At 58.8% G+C, this 24,721-nt stretch carries 20 protein-coding genes and 5 pseudogenes; 4 read left to right on the top strand and 21 right to left on the bottom strand.

Annotated features, from left to right (window positions below; all coding sequences use genetic code 11):
* Positions 1-12: 12 nt before the first annotated feature.
* The 4 genes and pseudogenes from HA43_RS04935 to dalD form a co-directional block, all read right to left on the bottom strand.
* Positions 13-246: pseudogene (locus tag HA43_RS04935) on the bottom strand (SDR family oxidoreductase); the annotation flags it as partial.
* Between the two features lie 235 nt (positions 247-481).
* A pseudogene (locus HA43_RS04930) lies at positions 482-1,773 on the bottom strand (MFS transporter).
* A 27-nt stretch (positions 1,774-1,800) separates the two neighbouring features.
* The gene (gene xylB, locus HA43_RS04925) at positions 1,801-3,270 is read right to left on the bottom strand and encodes a xylulokinase (protein WP_094111118.1); all 1,470 of its coding nucleotides are present in this window, start codon (positions 3,268-3,270) and stop codon (positions 1,801-1,803) included.
* Between the two features lie 10 nt (positions 3,271-3,280).
* A complete protein-coding gene (gene dalD, locus HA43_RS04920) occupies positions 3,281-4,675 on the bottom strand; it encodes a D-arabinitol 4-dehydrogenase (protein ID WP_094111140.1) in 1,395 nt (464 codons plus the stop codon).
* A 196-nt stretch (positions 4,676-4,871) separates the two neighbouring features.
* Between dalD and HA43_RS04915 the strand changes: the two genes are divergently transcribed.
* Positions 4,872-5,819 carry a sugar-binding transcriptional regulator gene (locus tag HA43_RS04915; RefSeq protein WP_039379090.1) on the top strand — a complete coding sequence of 316 codons (948 nt, stop codon included), beginning with the start codon at positions 4,872-4,874 and terminating at the stop codon, positions 5,817-5,819.
* Positions 5,820-5,922: 103 nt separating this feature from the next.
* Here the strand turns inward: HA43_RS04915 and hisP are convergent, their stop codons facing one another.
* From hisP to HA43_RS04840, 15 genes and pseudogenes are all read right to left on the bottom strand, one after another.
* On the bottom strand, positions 5,923-6,696 hold the full coding sequence (gene hisP, locus HA43_RS04910) for a histidine ABC transporter ATP-binding protein HisP (protein ID WP_039379092.1): 774 nt from the start codon (positions 6,694-6,696) through the stop codon (positions 5,923-5,925).
* 8 nt (positions 6,697-6,704) lie between these two features.
* Positions 6,705-7,421 (bottom strand): ABC transporter permease, encoded by a 717-nt coding sequence (locus tag HA43_RS04905; RefSeq protein ID WP_039379094.1) that lies wholly within the window; start codon positions 7,419-7,421, stop codon positions 6,705-6,707.
* Complete coding sequence (locus tag HA43_RS04900) at positions 7,418-8,104, bottom strand: histidine ABC transporter permease HisQ (RefSeq protein WP_039379095.1); 687 nt, start codon at positions 8,102-8,104, stop codon at positions 7,418-7,420. Before HA43_RS04900 ends, HA43_RS04905 begins: the two co-directional genes overlap by 4 nt.
* Positions 8,105-8,300: 196 nt before the next feature.
* Entirely contained in the window at positions 8,301-9,083 is a 783-nt protein-coding gene (gene argT / locus HA43_RS04895) for a lysine/arginine/ornithine ABC transporter substrate-binding protein ArgT (RefSeq protein ID WP_039379096.1), read from the bottom strand.
* A 274-nt stretch (positions 9,084-9,357) separates the two neighbouring features.
* A complete protein-coding gene (locus HA43_RS04890; RefSeq protein ID WP_094111117.1) occupies positions 9,358-9,927 on the bottom strand; it encodes a UbiX family flavin prenyltransferase in 570 nt (189 codons plus the stop codon).
* Positions 9,928-10,063: 136 nt separating this feature from the next.
* Positions 10,064-11,581: an amidophosphoribosyltransferase gene (gene purF / locus HA43_RS04885; protein WP_094111116.1), complete on the bottom strand. Its 1,518-nt coding sequence runs from the start codon at positions 11,579-11,581 to the stop codon at positions 10,064-10,066.
* 36 nt (positions 11,582-11,617) lie between these two features.
* Positions 11,618-12,103, bottom strand: coding sequence for a colicin V production protein (cvpA, locus tag HA43_RS04880; RefSeq protein WP_039379104.1), 486 nt, complete (start codon positions 12,101-12,103; stop codon positions 11,618-11,620).
* Between the two features lie 249 nt (positions 12,104-12,352).
* Positions 12,353-13,114 (bottom strand): cell division protein DedD, encoded by a 762-nt coding sequence (gene dedD, locus HA43_RS04875; RefSeq protein ID WP_094111115.1) that lies wholly within the window; start codon positions 13,112-13,114, stop codon positions 12,353-12,355.
* Complete coding sequence (gene folC, locus HA43_RS04870; protein ID WP_094111114.1) at positions 13,104-14,372, bottom strand: bifunctional tetrahydrofolate synthase/dihydrofolate synthase; 1,269 nt, start codon at positions 14,370-14,372, stop codon at positions 13,104-13,106. The genes dedD and folC overlap by 11 nt, the downstream gene beginning before the upstream one ends.
* Positions 14,373-14,543: 171 nt before the next feature.
* Positions 14,544-15,451, bottom strand: a pseudogene (gene accD, locus HA43_RS04865) (acetyl-CoA carboxylase, carboxyltransferase subunit beta).
* Between the two features lie 132 nt (positions 15,452-15,583).
* On the bottom strand, positions 15,584-16,246 hold the full coding sequence (locus HA43_RS04860) for a DedA family protein (RefSeq protein ID WP_039379114.1): 663 nt from the start codon (positions 16,244-16,246) through the stop codon (positions 15,584-15,586).
* 34 nt (positions 16,247-16,280) lie between these two features.
* On the bottom strand, positions 16,281-17,087 hold the full coding sequence (truA, locus tag HA43_RS04855; protein WP_039379116.1) for a tRNA pseudouridine(38-40) synthase TruA: 807 nt from the start codon (positions 17,085-17,087) through the stop codon (positions 16,281-16,283).
* The gene (locus HA43_RS04850) at positions 17,087-18,097 is read right to left on the bottom strand and encodes an aspartate-semialdehyde dehydrogenase (RefSeq protein ID WP_094111113.1); all 1,011 of its coding nucleotides are present in this window, start codon (positions 18,095-18,097) and stop codon (positions 17,087-17,089) included. Before HA43_RS04850 ends, truA begins: the two co-directional genes overlap by 1 nt.
* A gap of 92 nt (positions 18,098-18,189) precedes the next feature.
* The gene (gene pdxB, locus HA43_RS04845) at positions 18,190-19,341 is read right to left on the bottom strand and encodes a 4-phosphoerythronate dehydrogenase PdxB (protein WP_094111112.1); all 1,152 of its coding nucleotides are present in this window, start codon (positions 19,339-19,341) and stop codon (positions 18,190-18,192) included.
* Between the two features lie 57 nt (positions 19,342-19,398).
* Positions 19,399-20,172, bottom strand: coding sequence for an AraC family transcriptional regulator (locus tag HA43_RS04840; protein WP_094111111.1), 774 nt, complete (start codon positions 20,170-20,172; stop codon positions 19,399-19,401).
* Between the two features lie 93 nt (positions 20,173-20,265).
* On the opposite strand from HA43_RS04840, the pseudogene HA43_RS04835 reads away from it, so the two are divergent.
* A pseudogene (locus HA43_RS04835) lies at positions 20,266-21,155 on the top strand (DMT family transporter).
* Here the strand turns inward: HA43_RS04835 and HA43_RS04830 are convergent.
* Together HA43_RS04830 and tctD are read right to left on the bottom strand one after the other, a co-directional pair.
* Positions 21,142-22,518 carry a sensor histidine kinase gene (locus HA43_RS04830; protein ID WP_094111110.1) on the bottom strand — a complete coding sequence of 459 codons (1,377 nt, stop codon included), beginning with the start codon at positions 22,516-22,518 and terminating at the stop codon, positions 21,142-21,144. The pseudogene HA43_RS04835 and the gene HA43_RS04830 sit on opposite strands and share 14 nt — an antisense overlap.
* Positions 22,509-23,179: pseudogene (gene tctD / locus HA43_RS04825) on the bottom strand (transcriptional regulator TctD). Before tctD ends, HA43_RS04830 begins: the two are co-directional and overlap by 10 nt.
* Before the next feature lie 120 nt (positions 23,180-23,299).
* Between tctD and HA43_RS04820 the strand changes: the two are divergent.
* Together HA43_RS04820 and HA43_RS04815 are read left to right on the top strand one after the other, a co-directional pair.
* Positions 23,300-24,277, top strand: a complete 978-nt coding sequence (locus HA43_RS04820) for a Bug family tripartite tricarboxylate transporter substrate binding protein (protein ID WP_094111109.1) — start codon at positions 23,300-23,302, stop codon at positions 24,275-24,277.
* Positions 24,278-24,288: 11 nt separating this feature from the next.
* Complete coding sequence (locus tag HA43_RS04815; RefSeq protein WP_094111108.1) at positions 24,289-24,720, top strand: tripartite tricarboxylate transporter TctB family protein; 432 nt, start codon at positions 24,289-24,291, stop codon at positions 24,718-24,720.
* Position 24,721: the final 1 nt, after the last annotated feature.

Raw genomic sequence — 24,721 nt, 5'->3', positions numbered from 1 at the left:
CATCGAAGTGGCTCAGGCCTGCTTCGGCTGGCTATTCGACGCCGTCAGACCTCCGTCGACCGGCAGGTTAACGCCGGTGATATAAGGCGCGTCATCGCTGGCGATAAAAGCAGTTGCGCTAGCGGTATCTTACGGCTCACCGGCGCGGCGCTGCAGAATGCGATCGTAGAAGCGTTAATGCAGCGCCTCATCTCTTTTTATCTCTTCGGTAAGATCGGTGAGAGCAAAGCCAGGGCAAACGGCGTTGTTAACCAGCATATCGACGCGCCCATATTGCCGCTGCGGCACCCATGCCGGCTCCGGTGATCACCACCACTTACTCTGCAAAGCGCGACATCTTTCCTCCGGGTTATTTCGCGGTTGACACGGCTAAGCCTGACAGCCAGTACGCTGAGTTCAAGCGAAGCCTGCAGATTTAACGTGCCGCTTAGCTGAGGCAATAACCTGCGGATATTCAAATAGTGCACTTTTTCGTACAGGCTCAACTGCGCTGCTGCGCGATACGCGATTTCACTGCGGATGCTTCCCGGGTGTGTCCTGGTTGCGGCACGCGAATAATAAACGTCAGCACGCCGGCAAACACATACAGCCCGGTATACGCCCATACCACGCCGACGATATCGAAGAACGGCAACATAACTGAAGCAATCGCCGGTGCCACAAAGTTGCTGAGGCCTGCCGACAGATTGTAAATCGAAACGGCTGCGCCTTTATGATGCGGTTCAAGCGTCGGGAACACGGCGGTCATTGGCACAAATGCCGCGACAAAAATCCCCAGCATCACCGCCGGAATCAGCGCGATCCAGAAATTGTGGCCGGCATACAGCGGCAGGTAGTAAAACGCCAGGCTGGAGATCGCCATACCGAGGCAGCCATACCAGCGCACCTGGCGGATCCAGCCAATTTTCTCGCCGATGATGCCCCAGAAGATGTTGGTGAAAATGGTGACAAAAAAGAACACTGCCCAAATCTGCAACCATTCAGAGATGGTAAAGCCGAGACGATCAACAAACAGCAGCGGCATGATAATCGCAAAACCAAACAACGATAGCGTATTGATGATGCGAATCAGACAGGCGTAAAACACGTGCTGGTTGGTGAACAGAATGGTCACTGCGCGTGACATTTCGGTCATTTTGTCACGCAGCGGCAGATTCACGCGCGAACGGTCCACCGGCACATTGCGCAGGCTGAAAAAGGCCAGTACGCCGCCCGCCGCTACCCAGCCAATCGCCAGCCAATCGCCAGCCACAGCGTGCCGGTTTCACCCAGCATCGGGATAGTCAGGCTGGGCAGATAGCTGCCAACCACGCCAATGCCGACCGAATACATCGCCCAGAACCATCCGGTGGCGGCAGCCAGTTTCTCGCGCGGCAATACCTGCACCAGCATCATCATGAAGGAGTAGATGAACAGCGGATAAGCCAGCCCGCGAATGCCGTAAAACAGCACCATCAGCGGATAATTGCGCAGGCCAAGACCGAGCGACATAAACAGCGTGTGCATCACTATCCACAGCACAAAGCCAATCAGCATTGCACGTTGCGGGGTAATCAACTCCGCAACCACGCCGGAAGCCCAGGCCGCCAGCGCCGCCGCCAGTCCGTAAAAGGTAAACACCAGCGCCGACTGGCCCGGCGTGAAGCCCATGTCAGTAATATGGCGGGAGAGAAACGCCATTTCGAAGCCGTCGCCCGCCATAAAGATGGCAATCGCGAGGAAGCCCCAGAACATTTTTTTCGGTAAGCCAAACCAGTAATCGTTCGCTTGCATCACCATCTTCCTCTGTTCAGTAAGCCGTCAGGCAGGCAGCAGCGCGCGTGCCTGCTGTTGTTGAGCGTAGAGTTCGCGGAACAGGCGCAGGCGCTGCTGCAGCACCGCACCGCGCGCCGCATCGGGCTGGTAACGCGCCTGAACCGGCGGTTTCAGGCATACCTGCTGCTCGTTGCCGCCGGCACTGAGCCAGGCCAGACGCGCGGCCCCAAGAGCGCCCGAGGCGCTGGCTGGATGAGTGACGATCGGCAGCTGCAGCACATCCGCAATCAGCTGTGCCCACAGCGTGCTGCGCGCGCCGCCGCCGGTCAGGCTGCACTGGGTAATTTGTCGCTGCGCATCGCCCAGCACCGCCAGTCCGTCCGCCAGGCCAAACGCTACGCCTTCAATCACCGCATAGCCCAGCAGCGCACGCGGCGTTTCGTGGCGCAGATTGAAGAAGGCGCCTGAGGCATCAGGATCGTTGTGCGGTGTGCGTTCACCCGAGAGATAGGGCAAAAACAGCGGTGCGCGGCGGCACTGCTCCGCGCTCAGTTCTGCCATCTCTGCCATTAGCTGGTTCTCGCTCACCGATAACAGCTGGCACAGCCAGCGCAGACAGCTGGCAGCACTTAGCATCACGCTCATCTGATGCCAGCGCCCCGGCAGCGCGTGGCAAAAAGCGTGCACGCCAGATTGTGGATCGGCCTGCAGACGGTCGTTAACCACGAAGATCACGCCGGATGTGCCGAGTGAGATAAACGCATCGCCGGGATTAACCGCGCCAACGCCTACCGCAGAGGCCGCGTTATCACCGCCGCCGCCTGCCACGCTCACCGTGGCGGGCAAGCCCCAGGCGCGGGCAACATCTTCATGCAGCGTGCCGCTGACTGCACTTCCCTCCACCAGCGTGGGCAGTTGCGCGCGCGTCAGTCCGCTTATCGCCAGCAGTTCATCTGACCAGTCGCGCTGTGCCACATCCAGCCACAGCGTGCCCGCCGCATCGGACGGCTCGCTGACGAATGCTCCGGTGAGCCGCCAGCGCAGATAATCTTTCGGCAGCAGCACTTTCGCGATGCGCCGGAAGATCGCGGGTTCATGCTCAGCCACCCAGTGCAGTTTGGGGGCGGTAAAGCCCGGCATGATCATGTTGCCGCTGATGTGCATCATCTGCGGATGTCGGGTGCGCAGCGTCTCGCACTCGGCGGCGCTGCGCGTGTCGTTCCACAGTATGCACGGGCGCAATACCTGGCCGTCGGCATCCAGCAGCACTGCGCCGTGCATCTGGCCGGAGAGACCAATGGCGCGGATGGCGTGCCAGGCATCCGGCACCTGTTGTCGCAGTGCGGCCAGCACCTGTTCGCACGCCTGCCACCAGCTTTCCGGATCCTGCTCAGCCCAGTGCGAATGTGGACGCTGCACGCTAAGCGTGGCATGGCTGGAAGCCACAATGTCGCCCTGCGCGTTGACGATCAGCGCTTTGAGTTCGGAGGTGCCAATATCAATGCCGAGATACATCACACGCTCCTTATACCGCTGCCAGCATCTGTTCAGGCTGTTTCAGCCAGCGCTGCAGATCCGCCACCGTACGGTGCATTAGCGTGTGAAATGCCGCATCATCCGCCAGTTCAGCAAACAGCGCTTTGTCGCGGATAAACACGTCCAGCGCATCGGCGGCCGCAAATTGCTGATGCAATGCCTCTGCCTGCAACGCGCCATCCTGATAGGTATAAGGCAGATCGTCAGCGGCCCAGCGCTGCAGAAACAGGAAGAACAGCGCCGGCAATACCGCCGTGGCGGCGGGCTCCACGCCGCGCTGCCAGGTCTCACGCAGCGTCGGCGTTACCATGCCAGGGATTTTTGACAGGCCATCCGCGCCGACGCGCTGGTTGGTGTCTTTAATGTACGGATTACTAAAGCGCGCCAGTACCACATCGCGGTAATCGGCGAGATCGAGCGGGCTCGGCGTGAGCGACGGAATAACATCCTGAGTGATGTAGTCGTGCGCCAGCTGATAAATCGCCGGCTGGCGCGTGCTGTCGTCAATGTAGTTCAGTCCGGTAAGCGTGCCCGCCCAGGCAATCGCCGCGTGCGTGGCGTTGAGAATGCGTATTTTCGCCTCTTCCCACGGTAACACCGTGTCCACCAGCTCAACGCCCACTCTCTCCAGCGCCGGGCGACCGGCGATGAAATTGTCTTCGATTACCCATTGAATGAAGGATTCAGCCATCACGGCCGCGCCATCCTCCTTACCGGTAGCGGCCCTGGCGCGTTCCGCCACATCGGATGTCGGGCGCGGTGTGATGCGGTCTACCATGGTGTCAGGCGACGTGGTGTTATCACGCACCCAGGCCGCCAGCGCCATATCGCCTTTCGCCGCCAGGAACGAGAGAAAGCCGTGGCGGAAACGCTCTCCGTTGTGGCGCAGGTTATCGCAGCTCAGCAGCGTAACCGCTGCGCCGCCGCTGGCCATACGCTGCTGCAGAATCCGCGTTAGCGCGCCGTACAGCGTGCGGATTTCACCGTGAATATCGGCCTGTACGTCCGGCTGCGCCAGGTCTAGCTCATGCTCTGGCGTCAGGTAGTAACCGGCTTCGGTCACGGTGAAGCTGATCACGCGGGTGTGCGCCTCTGCGCCCTGGGCGACCAGCGCACTGATGTCACTGTCCCACGGCAGGATTTTGCGCAGCGAGGTGATGGTTTCATACGCGCGTTCGCCCTCTGGCGTGACAGTCTCCAGCACATATTCACCGTTCTGCGCCTGCAGCTGATTAAGCAGTGCTGCTGCATCATTGCGGATGTTGCCCAGCGCAATGCTCCAGCTCTCATCACCCTGCTCACGTAGCTTGTGCAGATACCACGCCTGATGGGCACGGTGGAAGGAGCCTGCACCGATGTGCATCCATACCAAATTCGTTGTCATAATCGCCTCAAAGTAAACTTTTGCCACTGCGAAGGGCATTTGCCCGATGCGACGTAGCATAGTCGGCGGCTAACATTTGGTTCTGCGAGATGCATCACAATTAATACATTTGCTCTCATTTAGGGCTTTTGCCCGATTAGCGCTTGCGTCTGATTCCGCGATAAACTGACGCTTCAGTTTTCGACGGAAGCGCGTGATGAGCAGAGAAGAGAAAAAACAGGAGCTGGCGGCGCGAGCGGCATGGATGTATTACGTCGCTGGCGTAACACAGCAGGAGATTGCGCGCGCGCTCGGCTTATCGCGTCAGGTGGCGCAGCGGCTGGTGTCCAGCGCACGGGAAATGGGCATGGTCAGCGTCAAAATCGATCATCCGGTTACCCACTGTCTGCAACTGGCGCACGAGGTGCAGACGAAATTTGGTCTTGAGCTGTGTCGGGTGGTGCCTTCTGCCCGTCTGGAGGATGACGCTATTCAGCAGATGCTGGCCGTTGAAGGGGCCTCAGTGATGAGCCAGTTTATCAGCGAGGAGCAGCCGCAGGTGTTCGGCATTGGATCCGGCAAAACGCTGCGTTCGATGATCGACGCGCTGCCGTGGATTGAACGACCACAGCATCAGTGCGTGTCGATGATTGGTGCGATTGCGCGCGACGATTCCGGTACGCGTTACGACGTGCCGCTAAAGATGGCTGAGAAAATGCAGGGCAAATATTTTTTTATCCCCGCGCCGCTCTATGCCGACACGCCAGAAGACAAAACCATGTGGGTGCAGCATCAGGTCTATCAGCGCGTGACGCAGCGCGCCCTGCAGGCAGACGTTGCGTTTGTTGGCATTGGTGAAGTGCAGCCGGGCTGTCCGCTAAATGCCGAAGGCTTTATTACCGATGTGCAGGTCAGAGAGCTTAACACGCGTGGCGTGGTGGGTGAGATGCTTGGCCATTTCTTTAATCAGCAGGGCGAGCGGGTGTGGGGCGAAACCGATGCGCTGCTCACCAGCGTGCTGCTGGAGAGCCAGACGCAGCGGAAGATTATCGGCTTTGCCGGCAGCGCACGGAAATATCCGGCCATTCGCGCCGCGCTATTGGGTGGGTGGATCTCCGGGCTAGTGACCGACGAAGACACGGCGCTGAAGTTGCTTGGCGAGTGATTAAAACGCTTCTGCAATACGCAGCGGCGCGATTTATCGCGCCGGGTTAATCGCAAAATGGCAAACAAGCGCGCCATGAATTGCGCCGCTACGGCTCAGCAGCCTATTTTAACGAGCCTTTCAGGAACTGCTGCAGGCGCGGACTCTTTGGATTGCCAAACAGCTCATCGGGCGTCCCCTCTTCCTCAATTTTTCCCTGATGCAGGAAAATCACATGGTTTGAGACGTGGCGGGCAAATTCCATCTCGTGCGTGACCACGACCATGGTTTTTCCCTCTTCCGCCAGCTTCTGCATAATACGCAGGACTTCGCCTACCAGCTCGGGATCGAGCGCTGAGGTCGGTTCATCAAACAGCAGCACTTCCGGTTCCATTGCCAGCGCACGGGCAATGGAGACGCGCTGCTGCTGGCCGCCAGAGAGATGTACCGGATATTTTGCCCGCGCGCGCGCATCAATCCCGACTTTATCCAGATATTTGATCGCCCGTTCGCGCGCTTCCGCCTTGCTCAGACCGAGCACCTGAATGGGTGCTTCCGTCACGTTATCCAGCACCGTCATATGACTCCAGAGGTTGAAGTGCTGAAACACCATGGTGAGGCGCGTGCGCAGCGAGCGCAGCTGCTCCTTGTTCGCCACTTTCAGCTGGCCGTCGGTATCGCGCACCAGCGCAATCTGTTCGTTATTAACGGCGATAGCCCCTTCGCTCGGCTTTTCGAGGAAGTTAATGCAGCGTAAAAACGTACTTTTCCCGGAGCCGGAAGAGCCAATGATGCTAATCACATCGCCGGCATTGGCGCGCAGTGAGACGCCTTTCAGAACTTCATGTTCACCGTAACGTTTGTGCAGTTCGGCAACCTGTAATTTATTTTCAGCCATAGTGATACTCAGTGCGACGAAGAGGGTTTCACATGTGCCAGAAAGCGGCGCTCCGCAAGGCGGAACAGGCTAATCAGCACATAAGAGATAATCAGATAGAGCACGGCAGCGAGCCCAAACGCGGTAAACGGCTGATAGGTGGCCGAGTTAATATCACGCGCGATTTTCAGCAGATCCGGCACGGTCGCAGTAAACGCCAGCGCGGTGGAGTGCAGCATCAGGATCACTTCATTGCTGTATGCGGGCAGCGCGGTACGCAGCGCGGAGGGCAAAATGATGCAGCGGTAAAGCTTTACGGTTGAAAAACCGTAGGCGCGCGCCGCTTCAATTTCGCCATGTGGCACGGCGCGGATGGCGCCCGCAAAGATTTCAGTGGTGTAGGCGCAGGTATTCAGCGTAAATGCCAGCAGCGTACAGTTCAGACCGCTGCGAAAAAAGGCGTTCAGCAGCTCAGATCCTTTCACCACTTCCAGCGTATACATGCCGGAGTAGAACACCAGCAGCTGGACGTAGAGCGGCGTGCCGCGGAACACATAGGTAAACAGCCAGACCGGGGTTGAGATAAACCGGTTGGGTGATACGCGGGCGATGGCCAGGATCACAGCCAGACAGCCGCCGAGCACGACAGAAAGAATAAGCAGCCACAGCGTGATCGCCACGCCGGTAAAGCGATAGCCATCGGTCCAGAGCAGTTGCTTCCAGTACTCCTGAATAATCTCAATCATAATTCTGCCCTTTTTACCCCGACCGAGTAGCGGCGCTCAAGCCACCACAGCACGCCATTAGAAAGCGTGGTAAACACCAGATAGATCACCCCTGCCACAATGGCAAAGTAGAACGGCTGCCAGGTGCTCTTGCCCGCCAGCTGCGTCGCTTTGACCACATCCTCCAGCCCCAGCAGCGACACCAGTGCGGTAGCCTTGAGGATCACCTGCCAGTTGTTTCCGATACCGGGTAGCGCAAAACGCATCATGGCCGGAAACAGAATGCGCCGGAACGTCTGCGAGCCGGTAAAACCAAAGGCGGTAGCGGCTTCAATCTGTCCCTTCGGCACCGCCAGAAACGCGCCGCGAAAGGTTTCAGTAAAATAGGCGCCGTAGATAAACCCGAGGGTAATGATACCGGCCACCATCGGGTCGATATCAAACTGCGCCAGGCCCAGCGCGTCAGTTACCGCGTTGAGCGCAATCTGCAGCCCGTAAAAGATCAGCAGCATCAGCACCAGATCGGGCACGCCGCGGATCAGGGTGGTGTACCCTTCCGCGATGATGGCCAGCGGCCGGCTGCGCGACAGTTTGGCACCCGCCCCGAGCAGGCCGAGGATAACCGCCAGCAGCACGGCGCTCAGCGCCAGCTCCAGCGTCACCAGCGTGCCTTTGAGAATGACTTCAGAATAGCCGTACAACATGATTTCGATCCTGTCGTGAGGGGAAAATAACACACGCTGCCCGGGAAATAGCGGACAGTCCTGACCAGGGATATGAATCACGGAAGGATAGCGGCAAGCGTATGAACCCCGGGAGTTTACATAAGTAAGCGCCCGGAGTGAATAGTTATGGCCCCGGTTCCTGTCACTCAACCCGCAGTATCAGGAAACAGGTCGATCAGTCACCGTAGACGTTGAAATCGAAATATTTTTTCGCAATCTTGTCGTAGGTGCCATCTTTGCGCATCTCATTAAACGCCTTATCGATGGCGGCTTTAAGATCGCTGTCATCTTTGCGCAGGCCCATGCCGGTGCCTACACCAAAGATTTTGTCATCTTTCACCGCCGGGCCAGCAAACGCATAGTTTTTGCCTACCGGCTGCTTCAGAAAGCCTTCGCTCGCCTGCACTTCATCCTGGAAAGCGGCATCAATGCGTCCGGCGTTCAGGTCCTGATAGACCAGATCCTGATTTGCATAAGGCGTCACGGTAACGCCCTTCGGCCGCCAGTATTGATTCGCATAGGTTTCCTGCGTGGTACCCTGCAGCAGACCGATATTTTTGCCCTTCAGCGATTCAATCGTTGGCTGCAGCGGAGAGCCTTTTGCCGCCACCAGACGGGCGTTAGCCGCATAGAGTTTTTCCGAGAAGCCAATCTCCTCCTGACGCTTTTCGGTGATAGAGAGCGACGAAATAATGGCATCAATTTTTTTCGCTTTCAGCGACGGAATAAGCGCATCGAAATCACTTTCCACATAGGTACATTTGGCCTGAATGCGTTTGCAAATCTCATTGGCAAGGTCGATATCAAACCCCACCAGCTGGCCCTGGGCATTTTTTGACTCAAACGGCGGGTAAGTTGGATCGGTCCCGATACGCAGCGACTGCGGTACTGCGGCAAAAACGCTGGCGGTGCCGGTCATTGCCAGCAGCAGGGAGAGAGCCAGAACTCGCTTTTTCATAGTTTACCCTCAAGTGACGTGCTTATTGTTATGTGGTGTGATGTGTGTTTTGCGCTGAATGGATTGCAGTTTTCATGCCAGGTCTCAGAGCTGGCAATGCAGCACGCAGGCGCGCTAACGAGAGCGTCGTAACGGGACGCAGAGAGTTCGTTATGAAGGGAATATAACAGCGGGATGCAGAAGAAAAAGCGAGTTTGCTAACTTTTAGTGCAGATTATGCACGAAGAGTGATCGACACCGCGAATTTGCACATCCATTGTGCAGCGCGCAACGTTTATGCGCCATTCCAGCGCATGAACAGATCTTCCGGTAGCGTGATATCAAACTGATCCACTACGCGATTAACCGTCTGGTCGACCAAATCCTCAATACGCTGCGGCCGGTGATAGAACGCCGGCACCGGCGGCATGATCATCGCGCCCAGTTCAGCCGCCGTGGTCATCATACGCAGATGACCGACGTGCAGCGGAGTTTCGCGTACGCAGAGCACCAGGCGGCGCTGCTCTTTCAGCACGACGTCAGCGGCGCGCGTCAGCAGGCTGTCGCTGTAGCTGTGTACAATGCCGGAGAGCGTTTTCATTGAGCACGGCAGGATCACCATACCCAGCGTTTTAAATGAGCCGGAAGAGATGCTTGCCCCGATATCCCGCACGTCATGCACCACGCTGGCAAGCGCCTGCACATCCCGCACGCTGTAGTCCGTTTCCAGCGCCAGCGTCTGGCGCGCTGCCGGGCTCATCACCAGATGGGTTTCCACTTCCGGCACCGATTGCAGCACCTGCAGCAGCCGCACGCCGTAGATTGCGCCACTGGCGCCGGAAATACCCACGATGAGACGTTTCATAACTCTGCCTTACTCTGTTCAGAATCGGCAATGATAGCCTGCCACAGGCAAAAATGCGCTGGCGCCCGGTGAAAAAGCGCAAAACAGACGGGGCAGACTTTCGCCTGCCCCGCGGGAGTGCCGGATAAAAGCTCAATCAGCCTTCGTTATGGATCTCCAGCCCTTCCACTTCGTTCTGACGCTGCAGCGCTTTGGCGTCGTCGTTACGCAGCGACTGCAGATACTCGAGGTATTGCTGATCCACATCCTTAGTGACGTAAACGCCGTTGAAGACGGAGCACTCAAACTGCTCAATGTCCGGATTCTCTTCGCGTACCGCTTCGATCAGATCGTTCAGATCCTGGAAGATCAGCGCATCCGCCTTAATCAGCTTGCGGATCTCCTCCACCTCACGGCCATGGGCAATCAGCTCGGTAGCGCTTGGCATGTCGATGCCATAGACGTTTGGAAAGCGGATCTCCGGTGCAGCCGACGCGAGATAAACCCGTTTAGCACCCGCCTCGCGCGCCATCTCGATAATCTGTTCAGAGGTCGTACCGCGCACGATAGAGTCATCCACCAGCAGCACGTTTTTATCGCGGAACTCTGCACGGTTGGCGTTGAGCTTACGGCGAACGGCGCTGCGGCGCAGATGCTGGCCCGGCATGATAAAGGTGCGGCCCACATAGCGGTTTTTCACAAATCCCTGACGGTAGGGCTTGTTCAGGATGCGCGCAATCTCCAGCGCGGTATCGGTCGAGGTTTCCGGAATCGGAATCACCACGTCGATATCGAGATCTTCCCACTCCCGGGCAATTTTTTCCCCGAGCTTGGTGCCCATGCGCACGCGCGCGCTATAGACGGAAATCTTATCCAGGAAAGAGTCCGGGCGGGCAAAATAGACATATTCAAACAGGCAGGGATTACTTTTCGGGTCCTCTGAACACTGGCGGGTCGAAAGCTGGCCCTGTTCAGTGATATAGACCGCTTCACCCGGCGCAACGTCACGAATGAACTCAAATCCCAGCGTATCCAGCGCCACGCTCTCCGAGGCAACCATATACTCTGTGCGGCCATCCTGCATGTCGCGCTTGCCGAGCACCAGTGGACGAATCCCGTTCGGATCGCGAAACGCCACCATACCGTGTCCGATAATCATCGCCACCACGGCATAAGCGCCACGCACCTGCTGATGCACTGCCGCTACCGCGGCAAAAATGGTTTCCGCATCGAGCGGATAGTGCTGAAAGCGATCCAGCTCCTGCGCAAAAATGTTGAGCAGGATCTCTGAATCGGAGGTGGTATTAACGTGACGGCGACCGGTCTCAAACAGCTGTTTGCGCAGCTCATGCGCATTGGTGAGATTGCCGTTATGCGCCAGCGTAATACCGTAAGGGGAGTTAACGTAAAATGGCTGCGCTTCAGAGGCGCTGGAGCTGCCGGCGGTAGGGTAACGCACGTGGCCGATACCGATATTGCCCTGCAAACGCTGCATGTGGCGCGCTTCAAACACGTCGCTGACCAGACCATTTGCTTTGCGCAGACGGAAGCAGTTCAGCGCATCGATAGTACAAATGCCGGCGGCATCCTGTCCGCGGTGCTGCAGCACCGTTAACGCGTCATAGATCGACTGGTTTACTGGCATAAAACCGGTGATACCAACAATACCGCACATATTGTCATTTCCTCATTAGCCGCACTCCCGATGGTGTCACCGGGGTAAAAAACTTGACGTGCTTTTCAGGTAATCAAAAAACCACCTGATGATATAACTGAACTGGGGAATGAGCTGAGACTGTTGCCAGTCCGGGCTTTTTGAAAAGCCGGTGAATGTATCAAGGAAGAAAAGAATGGCGGAAACAATCAGCACGCCACGCAACGCCCCGAAACAGACCCCCAACACCCTGTCGGTTCCCGACAAGCCGGTTTTCTCAACCAGCGAGCCGATCACATAGTTCACGATGGCACCCACAATCAGGGTGGCAACGAATAACACCGCAATTGCGATGCCGTTGCGAACCAGTTCGTCGTTAAAACCTGTAAACCAGACTGCCAGGTAGGCGTAGTAATGACTGGCGACAAAAAACGCGCATCCCCAGGTAACAAGAGATAAGGCTTCCCGGACAAACCCGCGAATCAGGCTGACCAGAGCCGAAAAACCAACTACCGCAATAATGACGTAATCAATCCAGATCATGAACGCTTCCAGTACAGTGCTTCGCACCCCTGCATCCAGTTCGGGGCGCATTCTAACAGAAAAAGAAAACGTTTGCGTAGCCTTTTCCCGTTCGCGGTGATGAAAAAGGGCGAGGAAAAATAATTCCTTCGCCCGTTACTATCAGCAAGATTTAACTAGCTGATTTTAAAATTAATTAACTGCTTTAACCCGGCATTTACGCGCTATAAGCCACGCCTGTTACTGCTATCGGCGTGGCTTATCAGCCTGTCAGCGCACGCTATAGGGTTTCACCACGCCGCCCAGTCCGGAAACGCTCTGCAGCTCACTCAGCGAACTTTGCAGCTTCGCTTTAGAGGCGTCAGGTCCGACGTAGATACGGGTGATTTGCCCCTGCACCGGCGATGACGGCACGGTAAAGGCGCGGTAGCCAGAGAGCCGCAGCTTCGCCACAATCTCGTCCACTTTCGCAGCGTTCTTCAGTGCGCCAAGCTGTACCACATACGCCTGCCCCGCTGGCGCGCTGGCTGGCTTCGACGTTTCTGCCGGCTTGCTCTGCTCCGCTGCTTTTGGCTGCTCTGCGGGTTTTGGCGTCTCCACCGGCTTCGGCTTCGGTTGCTCTGCCGGCTTCGGCCTGCTCTGCTCGGTGGTTTTAGGTTTCGTCTGCTCAGCCGGTTTCTGCTGGGTTTTGGGCTGCGTCTGCTGATGCACCGCCGGTGGCGTGACTACGCTCGGCTGGCTGTTCTGCACCGGCTGCGCGCTGCCGCTGACGGCCGGATTTTGCGTGGCCTGAGTGGTCGCTGACTGCTGCGCAGCACCGGCGCCTTCCGGCGGCTGCGACGGCAGCGGCTGCGTGACCGGCGGCACCATTTCGCTATCCTGCTGATCGTCAGGTTTTGGCACCAGCGGAATCGCTGCAAACTCTTCCTTATAATGCTTTTTCTTACCGTCCAGCAGGCCCGGCAGCACAATGACACCAATCGCCACCAGGATCACCGTGCCCACTAACCGATTTTGAAACTTACTCGCCACTGCCGTTCTCCGCTGCCATCGATTCCATAACCTGTGCTACGGTGTGAAATGACCCACACACCAGAATCACATCCTGCCGGCTGGCCTGCGCACGCGCCGCCCGCCACGCCGCATCAACGCTGGTATACGCCGTACCGCTCTCCAGATGCGCAAGCAGCTCCTCTGCCGATGCGCCACGCGGACCCGCCAGCGGCGCGCAGTACCAGTGCGTCACCTGCGGCGCCAGCGCAGCGAGCGTACCGGCAATATCTTTGTCGTGCAGCATACCCGCTACCGCATGAACCGTTCCGCCCGCGGGCAGCGCTGCCAGACGCGACGCCAGCCAGGCAGCCGCGTGCGGGTTGTGCGCGACGTCCAGAATCACCTGCGGCGCATGGCTTATGGTCTGGAAACGCCCTGCCAGTACCGCCTGCGGCAGATGCGCGCGGATAATGGCGTCAGGCACCTGCAGACCCGATGCGCGTAACGCAGCCAGCGCCGTGGCCGCATTCGGCAGCGGCACCTGCGGCAGCGGCAGATCGCGCAGCTCACCCTGCGCATCCTGCAGCATCCAGCTATCACTACCGCCCTGCCACTGCCAGTCGCGATTGACCTGATGCAGCACGGCACCGGTCTCTGCTGCCACCGCAGCGATGCTTGCCGGCATCTCCGCTTCGCCCACTACGGCAGGTTTACCGGCGCGGAAAATACCCGCTTTCTCCCGCCCGATACTCTCGCGGTCGGGGCCAAGCCAGTCCGTGTGATCGAGTGCGATACTGGTGATCACCGCCACATCACTATCAACAATGTTGGTGGCATCAAGACGGCCACCCAGTCCGACTTCGAGGATCACCACGTCAAGATTCGCCTGGCGGAACAGATTAAGCGCAGAGAGCGTGCCAAATTCAAAATAGGTGAGCGAGGTATCACCACGCCCCGCCTCGATTTCAGCAAAGCTGGCGCTGTGCTGCGCCTCCGGCAGCTCCGCACCCTGCACGCGTACGCGCTCGGTGTAGCGCACCAGATGCGGCGAACTGTAGACGCCCGTACGGTAGCCTGCTGCCATCAGCAGCGTTTCCAGCGTGCGGCAGGTGGTGCCTTTGCCGTTGGTGCCGGCGACGGTAAAGATAAAGGGAGCGGGTTTCAGCAGGTCAAGCTGCGCGGCAACGCGCTGAATACGATCCAGACCCAGTTCAATCGCCTGTGAGTGAAGATGCTCAAGATAGTGAAGCCACGTGGCCAGCGGCGACGTGCCCTGAGGAGGCTGATGCGTGTTCATGAGTCCCGTCTGTTGCGTAGTACAGCTCATCGTTCAGCGCAGCGGCGGAAAGAGAGGCCTGCGCGCGGCTGATGGCTATCAACAGGCAGGAACCGGCACGGCTGCTCACTGAATAATGGGATGTACGGAATGAAAGTAAAAAGGCGCATCGCTGCGCCTTTCGGTTGCCTGTCAGGCGTCGTTGCTTTCTGGTTCCACCACCACCGGTGGCTCGCCATCCAGCTGCGGAGCCGGCAGGTTCATCATTTTTGCCAGCAGGCTGGCCAGCTTAAAGCGCATTTCCGGACGACGGATGATCATGTCGATCGCGCCTTTTTCAATCAGGAACTCACTGCGCTGGAAGCCCGGCGGCAGCTTTTCACGTACCGTCTGCTCAATCACGCGTGGACCGGCAAAACCGATCAGCGCTTTTGGCTCCGCCACGTTGAGATCGCCCAGCATCGCAAAGCTGGCAGAAACGCCCCCCATGGTCGGGTCAGTCAGCACGGAGATATAAGGCAGACCGCGCTCCTGCATTTTCGCCAGGGCCGCACTGGTTTTTGCCATCTGCATCAGCGACTGCAGCGCTTCCTGCATACGTGCACCGCCGCTGGCCGAGAAGCAGATCAGCGGGCAGTTATCTTCCAGCGCCTGCTCTACGGCACGCACAAAGCGCGCGCCCACGACTGAGCCCATCGAGCCGCCCATAAAGGCAAACTCAAACGCTGCCGCCACAACCGGCATGCCGTGCAGCTGGCCTTTCATGACGATCAGCGCATCTTTTTCGCCGGTGTCTTTCTGGGCCGCTACCAGACGATCCTTATACTTTTTGGAGTCGCGGAACTTGAGCAGATCTTTTGGCTCCAGCTCGCTTCCCAGCTCAACCATCGACCCTTCATCCATCAGCTATGCAGACGCTCGCGCGCGTGCATACGCATGTGGTGGTCGCACTTCGGGCAGACCTCAAGGTTGCGCTCCAGCTCGGCGCGGTAGAGCACCTGACCACAGCTGTCGCACTTGGTCCACACCCCTTCCGGGATGCTGGCTTTGCGCGTAGGCGTCGTGGTGCTTTTATTCAGTATGCGTTCAATCCAGCTCATTGATGACCTTTCTGTTTAATGCTGACCTGGTCCAGTCTTTTCGTTACTGCTGAAATCACCTTCAGCAGGCCGTAAATGTCGCTCATTAAACCACAACCTGTTCACGCTGTGGATAAAAATCTGGTGACGGGCTTACTGCGATTTCTGCTGACGCGCCTGACGGCGATGACGCCATACTTCAATCACGCCTGGCAGTATCGATACCACGATAATGCCGACAATCAGCAGCTTGAGGTTCTCCTGCACCACCGGCAGATCGCCAAACAGATAGCCGGCATAGGAGAACAGCAGTACCCACAACAGCGCGCCCGTAACGTTGAAGAGCGCAAAGTGGCGATAGGACATATGTCCCATACCCGCCACGAAGGGGGCAAAGGTTCGCACGATTGGCACAAAGCGCGCAAGTATAATGGTTTTACCGCCGTGGCGATCGTAGAACGCATGGGTTTTATCGAGATAGCTGCGGCGGAAGATTTTAGACTGCGGATTACTGAACAGCTTCTCACCAAACAGGCGGCCAATGGTGTAGTTCACCGCATCGCCGAGAATAGCAGCGATAACCAGCAGCGTGACCATCAGATGCACGTTTAAGTCGTTGCCCGGTAAGGCAGCAAGCGCGCCTGCCACAAACAGCAGCGAATCACCCGGCAGGAATGGCGTTACCACCAGACCGGTCTCGCAAAACAGGATCAGGAACAGGATGGCGTAGATCCAGATGCCATACTGCGCCACCAGTTCGGCCAGGTGCACATCAATGTGCAGAATAAAATCGACAACAAAATGGATAAACTCCATACCAGCTAACTCCCTGACACCCTACGGTTAAAAATTAATCTGCGAGGAACAGTGGTCCCGGCGCAGGCTGTGGTAACGCAAAATGGGACGGGTAATCCACCGCCACCAGGTATAACCCTTCCGCTTTCGCGGTTGCCGCTGCCAGCGTGCGATCTTTTGCCGCCAGCAGATCCGCTATCCAGCTCTCCGGCTGATTGCCATTGCCAACCTCTATCAGGCTGCCGACGATGTTACGCACCATATGGTGCACGAAGGCGTTCGCTTTGATATCGACAATGACAAATGCCCCCTGCCGTATGACGTTCAGATGGATCACGTTACGCCATGGCGTACGCGACTGGCACTGAACGGCACGAAACGAGGTGAAGTCATTTTCACCCAGCAGATGCTGACCGGCACGCTGCATTTTCTCTGCGTCCAGCGGATGGTAGTAGTGCGTCAGCCCGTTGCCGAGAATAGCCGGGCGCAGCCGCTGATTATAAATCACATAGCGGTAGCGTCGCGCGGTCGCGCTGAAGCGCGCGTGAAAGCTCTCCGGCACCGCTTTTACCCAGCGTACGGCGATATCATCCGGCAGATTGGCATTGACCCCCAGCGTCCAGGCGCTGTCAGCGCGCCGGGAAGTGGTTTCAAAATGCACTACCTGACCGGTGCCGTGTACGCCTGCGTCTGTCCGCCCGGCGCAAAACACGCTGACGTCATGGTTCGCTACTTTCGCCAGCGCTTTCTCCAGCTTCTCCTGCACGCTGCGTACTTCATTTTGCCGCTGCCAGCCATAGTAGCGGCTGCCGTCATACTCAATGCCCAGCGCCAGCTTCAGGGTTGTCGCCTCCGCCTGCATCAGTAGAAATACTCCTGCACCAGCTTCTCCGCCGTTTTCACTGCCATCAGCGCGCCGCCAAAGCGTACGTTATCCGCCACCGACCAGAACTGCAGCAGCTCCGGAATGCCGTAGTCGTTGCGCAGGCTGCCAATGCTCAGCACTTCATTACCGGAGGCGTCGCCCACCTGCGTCGGGTAATCCCCCTCTTCGCTCAGGCTGATATCTTCCGCACGCGCCAGTTCATCACGTGCCTCTTCGGCAGAGAGCGGACGCAGATTTTCCAGATAAACGATTTGCGCATTACCGTAAAACACCGGCGCCTGCACGCTGCTCACGGCAATCGGCAGTCCCTCATCCTGCAGCACTTTACGCACCTGCTCCACGACGCGACGTTCACTTGCCACGCTGCCGCTGCTGTCTGCCTGCTGCGGCAGCAGGTTAAATGCCAGCTGACGGCCAAAATAGTGTTCGTCAGGCGGAATGCCATTCAGCAGGCGCGCACTCTCGCCTGCCAGTCCATCCACGGCAGCTTTGCCCTGGCTGGATACTGACAGCAGGTTTGTTACCTGAATGCGGCTCAGCCCGGCGGTTTCAACCAGTGGCTTGATGGCGCATAATAGCTGGCTTACCAGCGCATCTGCCACGCTGATGATATTACGGTTACGGTAGTCCGCCAGTACCTGCGGGTTCACATCCGGTACCACCAGCGGCACATCCGGCTCCAGCGCGAACAGATCGCTGCTGTCGATCACCAGGCATCCCTGGCTCGCCGCCTCTTCTGCGTAGCGGGCTGACGCCTCGCGACCGGCGGTGAAAAACGCCAGCTGCGCCTGGGTCCAGTCGAACTCAGCCGCATCCTGTACGCGCAGCGAGCGGCCGGCAAAACGCAGCGTTTCACCCGCGCTGTTTTCGCTTGCCAGCAGATGGATCTCACCAACCGGGAACTGGCGCTCCGCCAGCAGTTCCAGTACAGCGTTTCCTGTGGCGCCTGTTGCGCCCAGTAGCGCAATATTCCAGCCGTCAGACATGTTGGTTTACTCCAGACAATGACATAAAAACAGAAGGCGGTAATGATACCGCCTCATAATTCAGATTCGTTCCCGCTGTGCGCCGTGGCGCATCATTCCGGGAGAGAGGATGGCTGCCCCTGCAGGCTGACGCGAAAGCCCAGCTGCTTTAGCATGCTGGCGCTGTCGGCGCTGTCGCAGATCACCTGCAGCGAAGACCACTCGCGGCGCTCCTCATACTGCCGGCGCAGCCGGTCAAACTCGCCCGGCTGTCCTGCGGCTTTACGCAGCGGCGCGTCGTCGCGGCGCACATCATACACCAGGTGTGCCAGACGTTTCAGCGTTGCCTGATCGAGTTCGCCGTGCAGCGTGATGCTGCTGAACTCCGGCGGCGGCAGCAGACTCTCCAGCGCCACCTGCTGCGGCTGACCGATAAACGCGCTCCAGGCTTCAAAGACCTGCGTCGTGCCGCGCGCTTTGCCCTCCAGCGTGTAGCCTGCGATATGGGCGGTGGCGATATCCACGCGCGCCAGTAAATCGAGACTGAGATCGGGTTCCGGCTCCCATACATCCAGTACCACGCGCAGATCGCCACGCATTTTCAGCACTTCCAGCAGCGCAGCGTTGTCAACCACCGGACCGCGGCAGGCGTTAATCAAAATAGTGTCAGGCCGCAGCGCCATCAGCAGCGCCGCATCCGCCAGGTGCCAGCTTTTATAGCGCCCTTCTTTATTCAGCGGCGTATGAAACGTCAGGATATCCGCCTGTGCCACCAGCGTTTCCAGCGTATGAAACGGCCCGGTATCGCCGCGATCGGCACGGGGCGGATCGCACAGCAGCGTTTTAACACCCCAGGCTTCCAGTCGCGCCTGGAGACGGCTGCCGACGTTACCCACGCCCACGATACCCACGGTGCGATCGCGCAGCGCAAAGCCGTCGCGTTCAGCCAGCAGCAGCAGCGCAGAGAAGACATACTCCACTACCGCGATAGCGTTACAGCCCGGTGCGGCGGAAAAGCCGATACCGGCCGCCTGCAGCGAGGGCTGATCCACATGATCGGTGCCGGCTGTGGCGGTGCCGACAAATTTTACCGGCGTGCCCGCCAGCAGCGCCGCATTGACCGGGGTGACCGAGCGCACCATCAGCGCGCTGGCATCGCGCAGCTCCGCTTCAGGCAGCGGACGGCCCGGTACGGCAACCACCTCACCGGTGCGGCTGAAGAGTTCACGGGCATAGGGCATGTTTTCATCAACGAGAATTTTCACGGCGGAAGTCCTGTCTGCGGGAAATGAACGCCGGCTAGTGTGCCACAAAGGCGCCTGTTAGCCTAACCGGCTGCGATAGCGTTCCGGAGAGGTGCCCGCCTGCTGCTGAAACATGACAATCAGCGCCGAGGCGGAGCTATAGCCGAGTTCATGAGCGATAGCCTGCACGCTCTTGCCCTGCTCCAGCAGCGCAAGCGTGCGCAGAAAACGCAGCCGCTGCCGCCACTCGCTAAAGGACATTTTCAGCTGCTGCTGGCAGCGCCGCGCCAGCGTACGTTCTGTGGTAAACACGCGCTGCGCCCACTGTGCCAGCGTGGTGTTGTCGCCGGGATTTTCCTCCAGCGCACGCAGCACCGGTGCAAGAAACTTATCATCTGAGGCGGGCAGATAGCTGGTATGCGCGGGTGCCTGGCGCAGGCGATCCAGCAGCACATCACACAGGCGCCACTCCGCCTCGCTCTGCGGCTGCGCCAGCGCGCGCTGCGCGAACTCATTCATAATCGCATGCGTTATCGCATCCGCCGTCAGCAGGCAGGCGCGCGCCGGCAGGCCGTGACACAGTTCGGCTGCCAGATTCAGGGTACGAAACTGTGCCTGACAGTGGTTATAGCTGCTGTGTCGCTGGCCGGGAGGGATCCATACCGGCATCTCAGCCGGTGCCAGCAGGCGCTCGCCTTCAATGTCCAGCTCCAGCACGTGGCGGGTAACAAAAATCGCCTGGCCCCACGCATGCTGATGCGGCAGATACTCGGTGCGGGCATGCGTCTGCTCATAACGCATAAAGATGCGCGGCGCGTCGGCTGGCGGGCAATAGGCAACCTGAATAGTCATTCTGTCCGGTCATTAACAAATATTGTCCGATTTTAACTATCTGTTTTAAACCGGTCAAACGTATGCTGGCGGCACTTTTTTACGGAGCCTGTTATGAATCTGCTGTTTCCGCTCATTGCGGTGCTGATCTGGTCAGTCAACACCATCGTCAGCAAACTTTCGGCTGACGCTATCGATCCCGCCGCTATCTCATTTTATCGCTGGCTGCTGGCGCTGCTGGTGCTGACACCGTTCTGCCTGCCCGGCGTATGGCGGCATCGGCGCACCATAAAAGGCCACCTCGGCCAGCTGCTGCTGCTGGGGCTGCTTGGCATGGTGCTCTATCAGAGCCTTGCCTACTATGCGGCGCATAGCGTGTCGGCGGTGATGATGGGCATACTGGGCGCCACCATTCCGCTGCTGACGATTCTGCTCAGCCTGCTGGTGCTGCGTCTGGCTCCCACGCGCGGTATTCTGCTGGGCGGTATTCTCTCGTTTATCGGGCTGGTCTGGCTGGTCAGCGGCGGCAACCCGGCTCAGCTGCTGGCGCAGCGACCCGGCAATGGCGAAGTCATGATGCTGGCGGCCTCCACCTCTTATGCGCTCTATGGCGTGCTGACCAAACGCTGGGCGATCCCGCTCCCCACCTGGCAAAGCTCTATGTGCAGATTTTCTTCGGTGTTGTGCTGCTGCTGCCGGGCTTTCTGCTCGCGCCGGAGGTCGCGCTGACGCAGCAGAACCTGCCGCTGGTGCTGTTTGCCGGGCTGTTTGCCTCGATCGTGGCGCCCTTTTTGTGGATCCTTGGCGTGCAGCGGCTGGGTGCCAGCACCACCAGTATCTTTATGAACGTGGTGCCGGTATTTACAGCGCTTATTGCGGTGCTGTTTCTGCATGAGCAGCTGCACAGCTATCACTGGATTGGCGGCGGTATTACGCTTACCGGCGTGATCCTGGCGCAGCGGCTGAAAACGCCGCTGCGCCAGCCGGCCATCAGGGAAAGCTGACGGTGACCCGCAGTCCGCCCAGCTGCGGGCTGCGATCGAGACGCAGCCGCGCGCCGTGCCAGGCGCAGATATCTTTCACCAGCGCCAGCCCGATACCCGCACCAGGCTGCCCGCTGGGATCGAGACGTGCAAACGGCTGGAGCGCCTGCTGCTGCTGCGCAGCGTCTATACCGGGGCCGCTGTCTTCAATCTCCAGCTGATGCCCCTGCAGCCGTGCCGTTACCGTTCCCTGCGCCGGCGTATATTTAATCGCATTATCCAGCAGGTTGGCGCACAGTTCAGCCAGCAGCAGCGCGTCTCCCTGTACGCGACACGCCTCTTCGCCCTCGAAACCTAAATCAATCTGCTTGTGCCGCGCGGCGGTATAGCCGCTCAGGCACGCCTGCTGCACAATCTGACTGAGATCAACGCGGGTAAAGGGTTTATCTTCGCCGTGGCGCGCCTTGATCTGCGCCAGCTGCAGCAGCCGGTCAGTCAGCTCTACGGTATCGTTCAGCGTGTGGCGCATGCCCTGCAGGCTCTCACGCCACTGCTGCGGATCGTCACTGCTGAGCGCCACGCTGACCTGGGTTTTCAAAATGGTCAGCGGCGTACGCAGCTGGTGCGACACATCGGCGCTGAAGCGCTCCTGCCGCGCCAGCAGCCCGCGCAGCCGCTCCAGATGCCGGTTAAATGCCACAATCAGCGGCTGCAGTTCTGACCAGGGTACTAGCGACGGCAAGGGCGTCAGCTCCCCTGGCGCACGGCGCAGCATAATCCGCGACAGCCGGCGCAGCGGCCGCAGCACCCGGCGCAGCAGCATCCCCGCCAGCAGCAGCGTGATCAGCACCAGGAAACTCTGGCTGATCAGCGCCGTACGCAGCAGGCTGTCGGCAAAGGCGTGCCGGGAGTTCAGCGTTTCCGCCACCAGCACCAGCGCCATGCCTTCTACCCCCTCTTCATTCACCGGCTGCCATAGCGCCGCCACCCGAATCGGCTGCCTGCGGTAGTGCGCGTCATAAAAGTGCACCAGCGCCGGGTAAGCCTCAGAGAGCGGCGCGTTACGCGGCAGCAGCGGCAGATCGGGATAGCCGGAGAGCGTATTTCCCTGCGGGGAAATAACCTGATAGAAGAGCTGGTCGTTCATATTACGCTCAAAACTGTCCAGCACTACCCAGGGCACATCAACCTCCAGATGGCGCTGACGTACCACCAGCCTTTCCGCCACGGTACGGGCTGACGCCAGCAGTGAACGGTCGTAGGCCTGGTTTGCTGCCTGCAGCGCGCTCTGATAATGGGTATAGACCGAGAGCGCCCACAGCAGCAGCAGCGGTACGCCCAGCCACAGCAGCAGTTCACCGCGCAGCGAGTGCATCAGTCGCACGGCTGCTGCTCCAGGCTGTAGCCGAGCCCGCGCAGGGTCACAATCACCACGTCGCTGCGGAGAGCTTTTTGCGCACCCGATGCACATAAAGCTCAATGCTCTCCGGGCTGGCGTCGTCGGCCAGCGTAAACGTCTGCTCATAAAGATGCTGGCGCGATACCGGTCGTCCCGGCCGCTGCATCAGCGTGGAGAGCACGCTCGATTCGCGCGGCGTCAGCGACAGCGGTTTATGATTCAGCAGGAAATAGCCTTCGCTATCGCGTTCCAGCTGTCCAAGCCGCTGCGTCTGCGCCGTCTGCCCGTGGCTGCGGCGCAGCAGCGCGCGCAGCCGCGCATCCAGCTCATCCAGCTCAAACGGCTTGGTCAGGTAGTCGTCGGCGCCGCCGTTTAAGCCCTGTACCCGCTGCGCCAGCGTACTTTGTGCCGTCAGCAGCAGCACCGGCACGTTCTGTCCGCGTTTGCGCAGCCGCGCCAGTACTGCCAGGCCATCCAGCCGTGGCAGTGACACATCCAGCACCACCAGCGCGTAGTCCTCACTTTGCAATATATGATCGGCGGCCAGCCCGTCCGCGACCCAGTCGACAGCAAACCCTTTTTGTGTGAGCGCCTTTTGCAGCCATGAGGCCAGTTCAGTGGTGTCTTCCACCAGTAAGAGACGCATATCACATCCTGTCATTTTTGCTGATAGCTGAAAGGTAAATGAAAGGTTACTCCTTTAACAATTCAGCAACCGAAAATATTCGGTAGCAATCACAATCTGGAAGAATGACTGGAGCGAACCATGAAAAAAACAGGCCTTCTCGTCCTCGCCTCATCCCTGCTGGCTTTTTCAGTAACCTCTGCGCTGGCAGAGGTACCACAGCGCACCGAGTGTATCGCCCCGGCCAAACCCGGTGGCGGTTTTGACCTGACCTGTAAGCTGATCCAGGTCTCGATGCAGGAGACCGGCCAGCTCACCTCGCCCATGCGCGTAACCTACATGCCAGGCGGCGTCGGCGCAGTGGCCTATAACGCCATCATTGCGCAGCGCCCGGCCGAAGCGGGTACGCTGGTAGCCTTCTCCGGCGGGTCGCTGCTTAATCTGTCACAGGGCAAATTTGGCCGCTATTCCGTGGACGACGTGAAGTGGCTGGCCGCCGTCGGCACTGACTACGGCATGGTGGCGGTACGCGCCGACGCGCCGTGGAAAACGCTGGGCGAGCTGATGGAGGCGATGAAAAACGATCCTAATAAAGTCGTCGTAGGCGCCGGCGCCTCCATCGGCAGTCAGGACTGGATGAAAACCGCGCTGCTGGCGCGTGAAGCCGGTATCGATCCGCGCAAAATGCGCTATGTCGCCTTTGAAGGTGGCGGCGAGCCGGTGACCGCGCTGCTTGGCAACCATATTCAGGTGGTGTCCGGTGATATGAGTGAAATGGTGCCACACCTGCAGGGCGGCAAAATGCGCGTGCTGGCGGTGATGAGCGACAAACGTCTGCCGGGAAATCTGGCCGATATCCCCACCGCTAAAGAGCAGGGCTTTGACGTTGAATGGCCGGTGATCCGGGGTTATTACCTGGGTCCTAAAGTCAGCGATGCGGAGTACCAGTGGTGGGAAGATTCGTTTAAAAAACTGGTTGCCACCAAAGAGTTTCAGCAGCAGCGCGACGCGCGCGGCCTGTTTGAATTCAACATGTTTGGCAGCGAGCTGGATGCTTACGTGAAAAAACAGGTCGCTGACTATCGTGAAAAAGCGAAATCGTTCGGGCTGGCGAAATAGCGGAGGCGATAATGAGCGATCGTATTTTTGCCGCCGTCTGGCTGGCGCTCTGTATTGCCGGCCTGTTTATCGGCTGGCAGATCCAGAGTGAATATAGCTATGAGCCGGTCGGTCCGCGCCCTTTCCCGCTGCTGCTGCTCGGGCTGATGGCGATCTGCGCCGTCATGATGCTGCTGCGCAAGCCTGATGTCATACAGTGGCCCTCAGCCACCACGTTTAAAAAACTGATTGTCCTGTGCATTCTGCTGATGGCGTATGGCTGGCAGTTCGAACATCTGGGCTTTCCGCTCTGCACGACCCTGCTGACCTTTGGTATCGGCCTGCTGTTTGGTGCGCGCTGGTGGGCGGCGGCGATCTCTGGCGTGGTGATGGGCGTGGCGCTGTTTTACGCCTTCGACCGGCTGCTTGACGTAACGCTGCCGATGGGCAGCTGGCTGAGTTAAC

The organism is Pantoea eucrina (genome assembly GCF_002095385.1).
Classification (GTDB): Bacteria; Pseudomonadota; Gammaproteobacteria; order Enterobacterales; family Enterobacteriaceae; genus Pantoea; species Pantoea eucrina.
Note: the sequence above shows the minus strand (reverse complement) of the source record. Positions and strands in the feature narration are given on the sequence as shown.

Coding starts and splice junctions, on each gene's coding strand:
- xylB (WP_094111118.1), bottom strand. CDS start 3,270: ATGTATCTCGGCATTGATATTGGCACCTCCGAACTCAAAGCGCTGATC.
- cvpA (WP_039379104.1), bottom strand. CDS start 12,103: ATGATCTGGATTGATTACGTCATTATTGCGGTAGTTGGTTTTTCGGCT.
- HA43_RS04905 (WP_039379094.1), bottom strand. CDS start 7,421: ATGATTGAGATTATTCAGGAGTACTGGAAGCAACTGCTCTGGACCGAT.
- HA43_RS04915 (WP_039379090.1), top strand. CDS start 4,872: ATGAGCAGAGAAGAGAAAAAACAGGAGCTGGCGGCGCGAGCGGCATGG.
- HA43_RS04860 (WP_039379114.1), bottom strand. CDS start 16,246: ATGGAGTTTATCCATTTTGTTGTCGATTTTATTCTGCACATTGATGTG.
- truA (WP_039379116.1), bottom strand. CDS start 17,087: ATGCAGGCGGAGGCGACAACCCTGAAGCTGGCGCTGGGCATTGAGTAT.
- HA43_RS04840 (WP_094111111.1), bottom strand. CDS start 20,172: ATGACTATTCAGGTTGCCTATTGCCCGCCAGCCGACGCGCCGCGCATC.
- HA43_RS04890 (WP_094111117.1), bottom strand. CDS start 9,927: ATGAAACGTCTCATCGTGGGTATTTCCGGCGCCAGTGGCGCAATCTAC.
- purF (WP_094111116.1), bottom strand. CDS start 11,581: ATGTGCGGTATTGTTGGTATCACCGGTTTTATGCCAGTAAACCAGTCG.
- HA43_RS04820 (WP_094111109.1), top strand. CDS start 23,300: ATGAAAAAAACAGGCCTTCTCGTCCTCGCCTCATCCCTGCTGGCTTTT.
- dalD (WP_094111140.1), bottom strand. CDS start 4,675: ATGACAACGAATTTGGTATGGATGCACATCGGTGCAGGCTCCTTCCAC.
- argT (WP_039379096.1), bottom strand. CDS start 9,083: ATGAAAAAGCGAGTTCTGGCTCTCTCCCTGCTGCTGGCAATGACCGGC.
- HA43_RS04850 (WP_094111113.1), bottom strand. CDS start 18,097: ATGTCTGACGGCTGGAATATTGCGCTACTGGGCGCAACAGGCGCCACA.
- folC (WP_094111114.1), bottom strand. CDS start 14,372: ATGAACACGCATCAGCCTCCTCAGGGCACGTCGCCGCTGGCCACGTGG.
- hisP (WP_039379092.1), bottom strand. CDS start 6,696: ATGGCTGAAAATAAATTACAGGTTGCCGAACTGCACAAACGTTACGGT.
- HA43_RS04900 (WP_039379095.1), bottom strand. CDS start 8,104: ATGTTGTACGGCTATTCTGAAGTCATTCTCAAAGGCACGCTGGTGACG.
- HA43_RS04815 (WP_094111108.1), top strand. CDS start 24,289: ATGAGCGATCGTATTTTTGCCGCCGTCTGGCTGGCGCTCTGTATTGCC.